Raw genomic sequence first — 12583 nt, 5'->3', positions numbered from 1 at the left:
CCCCCCAAGGGCGTGTGGGGGGCGCCGCCCCCTCCGCGGGGGGGGGGGGACAAAAAAAAGGGGCGGCGGAGGGGAGGGGGGGGGGGGGGGGGGGGAGAGAACGTCGGCCCGGCTACCGCGTGAGGTGGAGCGAACGGGGACGGTCACCGCTGCTCCACCGGTCGGTGGCTGTGCTCAGCTGGCGTAGGACCGAAGCTTCTCGGCGCGGTCGCCCTGCCGAAGCTTGACCATCACCTCGCGCTCGATCTGGCGGACACGCTCGCGGGAGAGCCCGAAGAGCTTGCCGATCTGATCGAGGGTGCGGGGCTGTCCGTCGTCCAGGCCGTAGCGCAGACGGATGACCTGCTGCTCTCGCTCGTCGAGAGTTCCGAGGACCACACGGACGTCGCTGTGCAACAGGCCGGCGATGACGGCGTTCTCGGCGGACGTCGCCTCGGAATCCTCGATGAAGTCGCCGAGAGGCGCTTCCTCGTCGCTGCCGACCGGCATGTCCAGGCTGACCGGGTCACGGCTGTGGTCGAGCAGGTCCGCGATCTTCTCCACCGCGATGCCCGATTCGCTCGACAGTTCCTCGTCCGTTGCCTCGCGGCCGAGTTGCTGATGCAGCTCACGCTTGATCCTGGCCAACTTGTTGACCTGTTCGACCAGGTGGACTGGCAGCCGGATCGTACGGCTCTGATCTGCCATGCCGCGGGTGATGGCCTGACGAATCCACCACGTCGCGTAGGTCGAGAACTTGAAGCCCTTGGCGTAGTCGAACTTCTCCATCGCGCGGATGAGTCCGAGGTTGCCCTCCTGGATCAGGTCGAGCAGGGGCATACCGCGACCGGTGTACCGCTTGGCGAGAGACACGACCAGGCGAAGGTTCGCTTCGAGCAGGTGGCTACGCGCAGCACTTCCGTCGCGAACGATGATGGCGAGGTTGCGCTTCTTGACCGCGCTCAGTCGCTTCGTGTTCTCGAGAACCTGCTTCGCGTAGAGACCGGCCTCGATCCTCTTGGCCAGATCGACCTCTTCGGCAGCCGTCAGCAATGCGGTGCGGCCGATGCCGTTGAGGTACACGCGAACGAGATCGGCTGCTGGGCTCTGAGCGTCCAGATCGGCATCGGTGGGCCGCGGACGAATCGTGGTGCTGGGGCTGGTCATGACTTGCCTCCTGGTCGGTGGTGTCTCACAAGGCTCAACGCTTGGGAGACTCCGATAAGTTCCCACGCCGATCCCGTGGATACCCGCGTGACCAGGGATTACTTCATGTTCGTCCTGAGAAGTTGCTGAGAAGTGAAGCCGCCGGGAACGCGCGCTCTCCCGGGTCGATGTCGGCGACTCATCGAGCCGGCACAACCAACCCGTGCCGGACGAGACCCTGCATCATCGTCACCGCATGCACTGCCAGTTCCTCGGCGTCCTCGCCGTGCGCAGCAGCGAGCAATTCCACCAGTTCACCGACCGGTAGACCGTCGGGTCGCAGCCCGGCGAGCAGAGCCGCACCGAGTTCGTCGATGTCGTGTTGCCACTGCGGGCCGTTCCCGCGATGGACCCGCACCGCCACTTCGGCCCAGCCCTCCTCGCCGGGAAGGTAGACGCGTTCGAGCGCGGTGTTCGGGTCGACGGTGAGCACCGAGTCGAGAATGTCGTGCTCCCGCAGCCAGTCCAGCCGCGCGAAGTACTCGATCGATTCGTTGCCGAGCGGGTCGGAGAAGCCATGGGTGAGTTCCTCCGCGAGAAGATCGGTCGGCTCGTCCGTCCTGCGGAGATACACGAACCCGAAACCGATTCCTTCCACGTCGGCGGCGGCGAAGTGATCGAGCCAGGACTGTGCCACCGCGGCCGCGTCGGGATCGCGTGGATCGAGTCCGCCGTCGCGCATCCACGTGCCCACGTAGAGCGCGGGATCGGCGACGTCACGCTCGACGACCCAGGCGTCGATGCCGTGCGCAGGCAGCCACGACGCCACCCGCGCGCGCCAGTCCTCGCCGCGGACGTGCACCCAGGACGCCAGGATCGCCGCGGTACCGCCGAGCGTCAGGTGGTCCGGGGCTCGGCCGATCATCAGAGCGCTCGCTCCGTCGAGGTCGAGGCCGGAATCGCGGTACGAGTGCTGCACTTCGGCGCGGCCGACGACGAAGGGCGGGTTGGCGACGATGCGATCGAACCGACGCCCGGCGACGGGCTCGAACCAGGAACCGTGCAGCAACTCGACGTCGAGGTTGTTGAGCGCCATCGTCGCCGCAGCGAGGTCCATCGATCGCGGACTGATGTCGGTCGCGGTCACCTGCTCTGCGTAGCCGCAGGCGTGTACGGCCTGGACGCCGCAGCCGGTACCGACGTCGAGAACACTGGTCGCCGGGGACGTGGGCGTGCCGCGCAACAGAGACAGGGAAGCCTGTCCGACGCCCAGCACGTGATCGGGAGCGGTCTCGGCGGCACGCATGCTGCCGTCGGGATCCGAGACGATCCACCGAGTCCCGTGGCCGGCGTCGAGAGGCCGAATGTCGAGGAGCGTCCGCACCGTCGATCCCGACCGGGAGAGAATTCCGGCTGCGACGGCGTCGGCGACCGTCAGTGGCGCGATGGCGTCGGCGACGTCGGACTCGGGACAGTCGTCGACGAGAAGGAACAGGCGTACCAGAACACCCAGCGCACCCCCGTCCCGACTGGCATCACGTACCGGCACCGGTTCGCTGCGACCGAGGGCAGCGTGGGCGTCTTCGCCGAGCAGTGTCAGTACGCCGTCGGCGTCGTATCCCGCCCGCTCGAAGGCCTCACGAAGACCGGAGCAGGCGACGGTGAGCGGGGACGTGGGATTCGGTGCAGTCACGACGCAAGTGTCGCACCGGCGACGGCCGGGACGTCAGTCGTCGCCCGGTTCGATCACGCGGTGGTTGCTCGATTCCAGTTGCGGCCTGTCCACGGTCCGGTAGTCGTATCGGCTCATCTCGTCCTTGGTGCGGGGCGGCCGATCGTTGGCGATCAGCACCGCCATCCACGGCAGTGGAATGGACGCTCCGACTATCGCCATGGAGATCCACGGATTCATCCACATCCCGTACGCGATGGCAGCCAACACCAGCGCCGGGATGCGGAACGACATGATGAACATGTATTTGCGGACGCGAGCTTTGTGCTGCTCCTCGACCGATTGCTGCGCCTCGGTGATCAGGACGGGCCCATCCGGCGAGTCGCTGTACGCGCTTCCGTCGAACCCTGGGGTTCTCGTCATGCCTCCACTGTGGCACTACTGCTCACAGAATGCATACGACGAGCTGTGGAACCGGTTACCCCATGCTATGGATGCACGGATTAATCTGTGTTCATGAGCACTCAGACGAAGGACCGTCCCGATATCGCACCGGACGAAACCACCGATGACGACCGGCCGAAGTTCTTCCACTACGTGAAGAAGAACAAGATCGCCGAGAGCGCGGTGATGGGTACACACGTCGTCGCGCTGTGCGGTGAGGTGTTTCCCGTCACCAAGTCCGCGAAGCCCGGATCACCGGTGTGCCCGGACTGCAAGAAGGTCTACGAGGGTCTCAAGAAAGGCGACTGAGCACCGTCGCCCGGGTGCCGGTCCTGGGTCGGTTCCGGTCGATCCGAACGGGCTCGGTCGCCGGTCAGTTTGATCGGCCCCGTGGCCAGCCGTCGGGCGACGGCGGTCACCGGTCCCGACGACTTGTCGTCGGTGGCGGCCTGCGCCGCGATCCACTCCCGCATCTGGTCCATTCGTGTCGCCCGGGCGGGCCAGAACTCCTGGATCGTTGCGTTGAACTCGGCACCGAGAACGACGGCGAAGCCGAGGAAGAACGTGAACAGCAGGAACGCGATGGGCGTCGCCAGCGCGCCGTAGGTGTATCCGGTGCTCGTCACCCAGCCGAGGTACCGGCGTAGTACCGCGCTCGCAATCATGAAGAACACCCCGGCCAGCAGAGCTCCGCCGAGGAGGCGATGCCAGGGCAACGAGGTGTGCAGGGCCACCTTGTACAGCGTGGTCAAACCTATTATCAGCAGGAGCCCGACGGCCGGATAGTAGAAGAAGTCGATGACCTCGCTGCCCACGGTGATCCACGAGTCGGGCAGGATCTGCTGCACGTACACCGGTCCGAGTGCGACGAGCGGAAGCACGAAGACCGCGATCACCAGGAAACCCACGTAGAGAAGCAGCGCGAAGAACCTCTGCCAGACGGGATGTCGTGCGTCGGCCTGACCGTGCGCTTCGACGATGGAGTCGACGAACGTCGAGATCGCAGAGGACCCGGCCCACAACGAGAGCAGGAAGCCGACGGACACGATCTCCCCGCTGCCCTGGGCGAGAACGTCCTTGACCGTCGGAGCGATGATCTGGTCCACGACGCTACCGCTGAAGAGGGTGTTGCTGAACGTGATGATCTTGGACTCGATGATCTCGACGGTGTTGGGTCCGAACCATCCGCCGACGAGTCCCAGGCTGCCCAGCACGCCGAGCAACAGCGGTGGCAGCGACAGCGTCTGCCAGAACGCGGCCGTTGCGGCCTTGCTGAAGATCGAGTCGTCCCACGCCTTGCTCAGAGTGCGCAGAGTCACTTTCCACGCGGCGTGTATCGGCCTTCTCGCCGACAACCGTTCCGGTGGTGGAGTTCCGCCTGCAGACTCGCTCATGGTTCCTCCAGCATTCCTGACGACAGGCGACTTCGCCTAACAGCCGACTCGCCGTGTCGCATCCGACTCACCCCAGCGATGTGGGATCGGTCGGTGCGGAGCGATAGGCTCCTCCGCGGACACTGCAGGGCTACCGAGAGCGCGAGGAATTTACATCGATGCCAGGAACCGGCGGCCAGTGAGCGCTGACATGTTCGATCCCACACCACCGTCCACCGAGCAGACTGCCGCTCCCGCGATCGGGGGCGCACCGCTGCGTGCGTGGCAGCGACGGGCGTTGACGAAGTATCTCGTCGCCTCGCCCAAGGATTTCCTCGCGGTCGCGACGCCCGGCGCAGGCAAGACGACCTTCGCCCTCCGGGTGGCCGCGGAGCTGCTCGCGCATCGCACCGTCGACCAGGTGACGGTCGTTGCGCCCACCGAACACCTCAAGCACCAGTGGGCGGAGTCGGCCGCCAGGGTCGGAATCGCCTTGGACTCGCGCTTCTCGAACTCGACCGGTCAGACGTCGAGCGACTATCACGGCGTGGTCGTGACGTATGCGCAGATCGCCTCGCACCCGTTCAAGCATCGAGTGCGCACCGAATCACGCAAGACCCTCGTGATTCTCGACGAGATCCACCACGGCGGCGACGCGAAGAGCTGGGGTGAGGGAATTCGCGAAGCGTTCGGAGACGCCACCCGACGTCTCGCACTGACCGGTACGCCGTTCCGTAGCGACGACAGTCCCATCCCGTTCGTCAACTACGAACCCGATCAGGACGGGTTGATGCGGTCCAAGGCCGATCACGCGTACGGCTACTCCGATGCTCTCGCGGACGGCGTCGTCCGTCCGGTCGTGTTCCTCGCGTACTCCGGTGAGGCGCGCTGGCGGGACAGTGCAGGCGAGGAATACACCGCTCGGCTGGGTGAGCCGCTCAATGCCGAACAGACCGCGCGGGCATGGCGCACCGCGCTGGATCCGCAGGGCGACTGGATGCCTGCGGTGCTGTTGGCGGCCAACACCCGGCTCGCGCAACTGCGCGCAGGCGGCATGCCCGATGCCGGCGGTCTGGTCATCGCGACCGATCAGACGGTGGCGCGGGCCTACGCGAAACTGATCGAGGTGATCACGGGGGAGACGCCTGCGATCGTGCTCTCGGACGACCCCACGTCCTCTGCTCGCATCGCCGAGTTCGGCAAGAGCGACCAGCGGTGGATGGTTGCCGTCCGCATGGTGTCCGAGGGCGTCGACGTTCCGCGTCTGGCCGTCGGTGTCTACGCGACGAGTGCGTCGACCCCGCTGTACTTCGCGCAGGCCATCGGCCGATTCGTGCGGTCTCGGCGCAAGGGTGAGACGGCGAGCGTCTTCCTGCCGTCGGTACCGGTGCTGCTGGATCTCGCGTCGCAGCTCGAGGCGCAACGCGATCACATCCTCGGCAAGCCGCATCGGGAGAAGGACGGCTTCGACGACGAGTTGCTGGCCGACGCCAACAAGCAGAAGGACGAGCTGGGCGAGGAGGAGAAGGCGTACACCTCGCTGGGCGCGGATGCGGAACTGGACCAGGTGATCTACGACGGTTCGTCGTTCGGTACCGCGACGTTCTCGGGCAGCGACGAGGAAGCCGATTATCTCGGTCTGCCCGGTTTGCTCGACGCGACGCAGATGCGCGACCTGCTGCGCCAGCGCCAACAGGAACAGATCGACAAGCCGGCCGCCGGGCCGGCGGTTCCGGCACCTGCCGTCGTCAACGACAGGGCCACCAGTGCGGGCCAGTTGGCCGGTCTGCGGCGTGAACTGAACAGTTTGGTTGCGGTGTACCACCACCGCACGGGGAAGCCGCACGGGGTGATTCACGGCGATCTGCGACGAATCTGCGGTGGCCCGCCGACGGCGATGGCGTCGGCGGATCAGTTGGGTGAGCGAATCGCGCAGTTGCGGAAGATGTAGAGATCCCCGGCGGGTCCGGGCACGAAAAAGACGGACGGTCTGGTGACCGTCCGTCTTCGTCGTTGTGTTCGTCGATCGTGGCGAACCTGTTTTCCCCCGACACAAAAGGTGGGTTACACCGTGGAGTCCGATTCGGTCATCACCGTTGCGTTCACTTCACGCAAACGGGCTTCGTGCTCGGTGGCGTGGTGACCGCAGAAGAGAAGTTCTCCACCGGTCGAGAGCACGACACGCGCGCGAGCCCCTGCACCGCACCGGTCGCACCGGTCCGCTGCTGTCAATTGTGGGCTGGTCAATGTTCCGGGCATGACTCCTCCGTACTGGCTTGCGGGTTGTCCCGTTCGCCTGGGGCCGGTCCGCCGCGTCGGTATGGCGCGGTCCGTTCACTCTGTCAGACGTATGGCGGTCATGCGTTGTTCCCGAGCGCGTTTCTTTGTGTTGTCACTAACACGAAACATCGTTCACGAGCAGGAACGCCGTCGACGGTGTTCGCTGACAGCTGATCGGAGTCCGCCCGTGCCGCGGCAGTAGGGTCGCCGGTGTGGCTTCGACTTCTACTTCGCTCTCCGGCGCATCGAAGCTGGGTATCCCCTCGCTGTTCGTGATCGGTGCGCTGTGCATGTACGTCGGTGCGGCGATCGGTGTGTTCCTGTTCGACACCGTCGATCCGGCCGCGGTGGCGTGGCTGCGCGGGTTCGGTGCGGCGCTGGTGTTGGTGCTCTGGCGGCGCCCGTGGCGGCGTCGGGCCGGTGCCGGCGCATGGACCGTGCGTCGGGCAATCACGGCCGCCGCGTTCGGCGGTGCGACGATCGGCATGAACGCGATGTTCTACGAGGCGATCGCCAGGTTGCCGCTCGGCGCGGCCGTGGCCATCGAGTTTCTCGGGCCGATCGCGGTCGCCGCTGCCGGGTCCAGAAGGCCTGCCGACGTGTGCGCGCTGCTGCTGGTGGTGGCCGGCGTCGGAGCCATCGCCTCTGCGCAGTTCGAGGGCGGCGAGGTGGGGTTGGTCGGGATCGCGTTCGCGCTGGGCTCGGCGGCGCTGTGGGCTGCCTACATCGTGCTGGGCAAGTCGGTTGCCGACGCAGGCCAGGGACTCGACGACATGGCTGCCGGTTTCGCAATCGCGTCCGTGCTCCTGGCCGTTCCCTTGTTCGGGCCGTTCGCGGTCGCGCACCCGAATGCGTTGGGAGACTGGCGGATCTGGGTTCTCGGTTTGGGCGTCGGGCTGTTGTCGAGTGTGGTTCCCTACGTTCTCGATCAGTACGTCTTGGTGCGAGTGGGCCGGGCCCGCTTCGCGTTGTTGCTGGCTCTGCTTCCGGCAACGGCGACGGTGGTCGGTGCCGTGGTGCTGACTCAGATTCCGACGACGTACGAGGCTCTCGGAATCCTGGCCGTCATCGTGGCAGTCGTGGTCGGTGGGCTGCCGACCCGAAGAGATCGGGGCGTTGCCGACATTCCGCCGCCCTGACCCGCGCACGACACGGCAGAATGGACATGTGACCAGCAAGCAGGACGACCTCGTTCACATCTGTACGGCAGGGGAGTGGCTCGCGATGCGTGGTCGGGCCGACTACACCCCGGACTCGTACGAATCCGTGGGCTTCGTGCATCTGTCCACACCCGAGCAAGTGCACTTGCCGGCGAACCGGCTCTTCCCGGGCCGCACGGATCTGGTTCTGCTGCGTGTCGATCCGACTCGTCTGACTGCACCCGTTCGGTGGGAACCGGGGGTACCGTCCGATCCGGAGTCCATGCGCTTTCCGCACCTGTACGGACCGCTTCCGATCGCGGCCGTCACGGCAGTGCTCGACTATCGGCCGGGGCCGGACGGAACGTTCGGGGTGCCGCAGGTGTGACGCCCGCGCACAGAACAACGACCGCCGATCACGTGATCGGCGGTCGTTGTTGGAGGTGGAGCGAACGAATCAGTCCAGGTAGTCGCGCAGTACCTGAGAACGCGACGGGTGCCGCAGCTTGGACATCGTCTTGGACTCGATCTGACGGATCCGCTCGCGTGTGACACCGTAGACCTGACCGATCTCGTCGAGCGTGCGGGGCTGACCGTCGGTGAGGCCGAATCGCAGTCGAACCACGCCCGCCTCGCGCTCGGACAGCGTCTCGAGAACCGACTGCAGCTGATCCTGGAGCAGCGTGAACGACACGGCGTCCACGGCGACGACCGCTTCGGAATCCTCGATGAAGTCGCCGAGTTGGCTGTCGCCCTCGTCACCGATGGTCTGGTCGAGCGAGATCGGCTCACGCGCGTACTGCTGGATCTCCAGCACCTTCTCCGGCGTGATGTCCATTTCCTTCGCCAGCTCTTCAGGGGTGGGTTCGCGGCCCAGATCCTGGAGCAGCTCGCGCTGGATACGACCGAGCTTGTTGATGACCTCGACCATGTGCACCGGAATACGGATGGTGCGGGCCTGGTCGGCCATGGCCCGGGTGATCGCCTGTCGGATCCACCACGTGGCGTACGTCGAGAACTTGTAGCCCTTCGTGTAGTCGAACTTCTCGACCGCGCGGATCAGACCGAGGTTGCCTTCCTGAATGAGGTCCAGGAAAGCCATGCCACGACCGGTGTAGCGCTTGGCGAGGGAGACGACGAGACGAAGGTTCGCCTCGAGGAGGTGATTCTTGGCGCGATTACCGTCACGGCAGATCCACGTCATGTCGCGGCGCTGCGCAACGGGGAGCTTCTCGCCCTTCTCCGCGGACTCGCGCATCTTCTCGACCGCGAACAGGCCGGCCTCGATGCGCTTGGCCAGTTCGACTTCCTCCTCTGCGTTGAGGAGCGCGACCTTGCCGATCTGCTTGAGGTAGGCGCGGACGGAGTCGGCGGACGCGGTGAGCTCGGCGTCCTTACGGGCCTGGCGCAGTGCCTCGGACTCTTCTTCGTCCCAGACGAAATCACCGGATGCCTTGTCCTCGGCGGTCGGCTCGGCGGTGACGTCCTCCTCGGTGTCGTCACCTGCAGCGACCACCTCGACGACATCGTTGGCGGCAGCGGCGAGGTCGCCCTCGGAGATGTCGATGTCCTCGATGCCGGGAGTGCTCTCGTCGGCGTCGTCCCCGGATGCCGGTGCGGCTGCTGTCTTCTTTGCTGCGGCCTTCTTCGCCGGTGCCTTCTTGGCTGCGGCGCGCTTGGCGGGAGCCTTCTTTGCCGGTGCCTTCGCAGCGGGTGCCTTGACAGCAGGTGCAGGTGTCGCAGACTCGGTTTCGGAATCTACGGTCTGACGGATATCGGTGGCTGCCACGTACGCCCTTTCGTGACGAAGTCGTGCGGCGTCACGCCAGAGTTGTTTCCGGCGGAGAGGTCTTCGGATTCGGCCGGCTGCGTACCGGCACACACCATTGTAACGACCTCTCAGGAGTTTGTTACCGACCCTTGCCCTATGCAGGTGGCAACCCGCGTGTCAGTGTGCCGATCCCGCGGACGTACCGGTCTCGGCGGACGGTACGGCGGAGTCCGCTGCGAGAGCGGCACCGACGATCCCGGCAGTGTTCAGCAGGGTTGCCGGAACCACGGGCGTGCGATTGGTCAGGTGCGGAATCCACTTCTCGCTCTTGCGGCTGATGCCGCCGCCTGCGATGAACAGATCCGGCCACAACAGCGCCTCGAACGTCTCGAGAACCTTCGAGACCTCCTTGGCCCACTCCTTGTAGGACAGTCCCTGGTTCTCCTTCACCGACGACGCCGCACGATGCTCGGCTTCCTTGCCGTCGATCTCCATGTGGCCGAATTCGGTGTTGGGAAGCAGAACCCCGTTGTGCAGGACGGCCGAACCGATCCCCGTGCCGAACGTCAACAGCACGACGACTCCGTCCTTGCCCTTGCCGCCGCCGTACTTGTCCTCGGCCACTCCGGCCGCATCCGCATCGTTGAGCACGGTGACGTTGTCGGTGCCGATGGCTTTCGCGAACAACGCGCGGGCGTCGGTGTCGATCCAGGACTTGTCGATGTTGGCGGCCGAGCGAGCGACACCGCCGGTCACCACGGCGGGCAACGTCACGCCCACCGGGCCGGTCCATTCGAAGTGCGCGACGATCTCGGCGACGGTGCGCGCGACGGCATCGGGGGTCGACGGTTGCGGCGTCTCGATCTTGTGGCGGTCGCCGACGAGCTCTCCGGTGCTCAGGTCCACGATTCCGCCCTTGATGCCGCTGCCGCCCACGTCCACGCCGAATCCGTGGCGCGCTGCCGCAGCGGTGGTGTTGTCCGAACCTGCCTGTGTCATGAGGATGCCGCTCCTGGCGTGATCGAATCCGTGTGATGCCGTCGCCTCCGAACAATAGTGCGTTTCGGCGCTCGCGGGACGCTGACGTCATCGGCGGTCGCTGCGGTGGTGCTCGGAGGTCGGTGTGTGTTGCGATGTACGCGTGCCGACACCAGACCGATCGCAGACCGACACCGCCAGTACACGATTGCCGGAAGAGCAGGTGGCAGCCGAGGGATCGAACACGCGCGAGGTCGATGCGCTGCGCGAGGTCGCCGTACGGGTCGCGACGCGAGCCGCCGAGCATGTCGGACGGCGCCGCCCGGAGGTCTTCGGCGGCGATTCGAGCGAGGGTGACGGCGCGGTGCACTCCAAGAGCACGCCGACCGATCCGGTGACCGTCGTGGACACCGAGACCGAGCGCGTCCTGCGCGAGATGCTGGCGCGGCTGCGGCCGGAGGATGCGATTCTCGGAGAGGAGGAAGGCAGCGACGACGACTCGCTCGACGGTGTGCGCTGGGTGCTGGACCCGATCGACGGAACCGTCAACTTCATGTACGGAATTCCGGCGTACGCGGTCTCGGTCGCGGTCCAGATCGACGGTGTCAGTGTTGCCGGGGCCGTGATCGATGTTGCCCGCGGGCTCGTCTACTCGGCCGCTCTCGGGCGTGGGGCGACGGTGGAGAGGGCCGACGGTACGCAGGAGCAGCTGCGCTGTTCCGGTGTGACCGACGTGTCGATGACGTTGTTGGCCACCGGATTCGGCTACGGATCAGGGCGTCGAGCGGTGCAGGGCGCGATCATCGCCGAACTGCTGCCTCAGGTGCGAGACATACGCCGGATCGGTTCGGCTGCGCTCGATCTCTGCATGGTCGCGTCCGGAGTGGTGGACGCTCACTTCGAACACGGACTCAGTCCGTGGGATTGGGCGGCGGGTGCGCTGATCGCCGCCGAGGCAGGCGCGATCGTCAGGGTGCCCGCCGCCAACAGCAGCAGTGCGCAGGGTGCGGTGACGGTGGCAACGGCCCCGGGGATCGCGGACGCCTTCGTGGCCGTCCTGCGCAGCGCGGGCGCCCTCGATCCGATTCCCGGCTGACAGGCCGTCGGCGCGTCAGCAGCGGGATTCGCGTGCTGCCGCGAGCAGATCGGCATCGAGTGGGGCAGGCGGAGTACCGGGTGCGGCCCCGGCCAGAGTGCGCAGCACTTCCTCGGCGTCGTCGTTGGGCTGGATCTCGCTGAAGTAAGTACCGAGTGCCAGATCGACCGAGTCGTCGGTGCGGGCATCTTCGATGAGTTCGGCGCATGGGGCGACCAGCGACACCGCGCTCGCTGCCGCCAGGCCGGCCGGGCCGAACCGAATCTGCCCCTGGCACTGCATGTTCTGGTCTACGTAGACCGGATCGTTGCCGACCTGGACGTCCGGTGCGCTCGCGAACCCGTAATCGCTGAGCTGGGCGGCCACGTGAGCGGCCTGTCCGCGCTCACCGTTCGCGTTGAAGACACGGACCTTCGATGCGGACAGGGCGGCGGGCTCGACGTCGAGCAGGGTCGACGGGTCCACTTCCTCGCCGAGCGGTACCGGCTGGGTACCGTCCGTCGCGGCGGCTGTGGTCGGGGCATTGCACTCGGCGGTCGCCGAGGTGGCCTCGGCGGTGGTGAACACCTTGACCCACACCAGCACTCCGAGGAGAGCGAGCACCGTGAAGACCGCGATGATCGGAAACGCACGGCGTCGACGGAACGGACGACCTTTGCCGTCGACCGAATGGCCTTCGGTGATCAGAGAAACCACAGTGATCTT

13 protein-coding genes are annotated in these 12583 nt (G+C 66.2%); 5 read left to right on the top strand and 8 right to left on the bottom strand.

The genetic code is table 11. From position 1 onward, the window contains the following. Positions 1–174: 174 nt before the first annotated feature. The 3 genes from CH306_RS22750 to CH306_RS22740 all read right to left on the bottom strand — a co-directional run bounded on the left by CH306_RS22750 (position 175) and on the right by CH306_RS22740 (position 3220). Positions 175–1146: a sigma-70 family RNA polymerase sigma factor gene (locus CH306_RS22750; RefSeq protein ID WP_032377730.1), complete on the bottom strand. Its 972-nt coding sequence runs from the start codon at positions 1144–1146 to the stop codon at positions 175–177. A 178-nt stretch (positions 1147–1324) separates the two neighbouring features. Further along, a complete protein-coding gene (locus CH306_RS22745) occupies positions 1325–2818 on the bottom strand; it encodes a N5-glutamine methyltransferase family protein (RefSeq protein WP_094647989.1) in 1494 nt (497 codons plus the stop codon). Positions 2819–2851: 33 nt separating this feature from the next. Then, the gene (locus CH306_RS22740; protein WP_032397916.1) at positions 2852–3220 is read right to left on the bottom strand and encodes a DUF3099 domain-containing protein; all 369 of its coding nucleotides are present in this window, start codon (positions 3218–3220) and stop codon (positions 2852–2854) included. Between the two features lie 93 nt (positions 3221–3313). Here CH306_RS22740 and CH306_RS22735 point away from each other — a divergent pair, with 93 nt between their 5' ends. Further along, the gene (locus tag CH306_RS22735; protein ID WP_032398413.1) at positions 3314–3550 is read left to right on the top strand and encodes a DUF3039 domain-containing protein; all 237 of its coding nucleotides are present in this window, start codon (positions 3314–3316) and stop codon (positions 3548–3550) included. Here CH306_RS22735 and CH306_RS22730 read toward each other — a convergent pair. Beyond that, a complete protein-coding gene (locus CH306_RS22730; protein ID WP_254924115.1) occupies positions 3523–4635 on the bottom strand; it encodes a YihY/virulence factor BrkB family protein in 1113 nt (370 codons plus the stop codon). The two genes, CH306_RS22735 and CH306_RS22730, sit on opposite strands and share 28 nt — an antisense overlap. A gap of 190 nt (positions 4636–4825) precedes the next feature. Here CH306_RS22730 and CH306_RS22725 point away from each other — a divergent pair, with 190 nt between their 5' ends. Beyond that, positions 4826–6565 (top strand): DEAD/DEAH box helicase, encoded by a 1740-nt coding sequence (locus tag CH306_RS22725; protein ID WP_032397917.1) that lies wholly within the window; start codon positions 4826–4828, stop codon positions 6563–6565. A 113-nt stretch (positions 6566–6678) separates the two neighbouring features. Here the strand turns inward: CH306_RS22725 and CH306_RS22720 are convergent, their stop codons facing one another. Further along, positions 6679–6873, bottom strand: a complete 195-nt coding sequence (locus tag CH306_RS22720; protein ID WP_027496884.1) for a DUF7455 domain-containing protein — start codon at positions 6871–6873, stop codon at positions 6679–6681. 233 nt (positions 6874–7106) lie between these two features. On the opposite strand from CH306_RS22720, the gene CH306_RS22715 reads away from it, so the two are divergent. Both CH306_RS22715 and CH306_RS22710 read left to right on the top strand, forming a co-directional pair. Next, on the top strand, positions 7107–8033 hold the full coding sequence (locus CH306_RS22715) for an EamA family transporter (RefSeq protein WP_094630072.1): 927 nt from the start codon (positions 7107–7109) through the stop codon (positions 8031–8033). A 28-nt stretch (positions 8034–8061) separates the two neighbouring features. Beyond that, the gene (locus CH306_RS22710; RefSeq protein WP_032397919.1) at positions 8062–8421 is read left to right on the top strand and encodes a DUF952 domain-containing protein; all 360 of its coding nucleotides are present in this window, start codon (positions 8062–8064) and stop codon (positions 8419–8421) included. Positions 8422–8490: 69 nt separating this feature from the next. Here the strand turns inward: CH306_RS22710 and CH306_RS22705 are convergent, their stop codons facing one another. Beyond that, positions 8491–9822 (bottom strand): RNA polymerase sigma factor, encoded by a 1332-nt coding sequence (locus CH306_RS22705; protein ID WP_032397920.1) that lies wholly within the window; start codon positions 9820–9822, stop codon positions 8491–8493. 159 nt (positions 9823–9981) lie between these two features. Next, positions 9982–10803, bottom strand: coding sequence for a polyphosphate--glucose phosphotransferase (ppgK, locus tag CH306_RS22700; RefSeq protein ID WP_052050332.1), 822 nt, complete (start codon positions 10801–10803; stop codon positions 9982–9984). Between the two features lie 187 nt (positions 10804–10990). Between ppgK and CH306_RS22695 the strand changes: the two genes are divergently transcribed. Then, positions 10991–11878 carry an inositol monophosphatase family protein gene (locus tag CH306_RS22695; protein ID WP_373453534.1) on the top strand — a complete coding sequence of 296 codons (888 nt, stop codon included), beginning with the start codon at positions 10991–10993 and terminating at the stop codon, positions 11876–11878. Between the two features lie 15 nt (positions 11879–11893). On the opposite strand, the gene cei is transcribed toward CH306_RS22695, so the two are convergent. Next, the gene (gene cei / locus CH306_RS22690) at positions 11894–12574 is read right to left on the bottom strand and encodes an envelope integrity protein Cei (RefSeq protein WP_094648030.1); all 681 of its coding nucleotides are present in this window, start codon (positions 12572–12574) and stop codon (positions 11894–11896) included. Positions 12575–12583 lie beyond the last annotated feature (9 nt).

Origin of the sequence: Rhodococcus sp. 15-725-2-2b (assembly GCF_002259075.1) — a bacterium.
Taxonomy (GTDB): domain Bacteria; phylum Actinomycetota; class Actinomycetes; order Mycobacteriales; family Mycobacteriaceae; genus Rhodococcoides.
The sequence above is the reverse complement of the archived record's forward strand: the minus strand, read 5'-3'. Positions and strand labels throughout refer to the sequence as shown.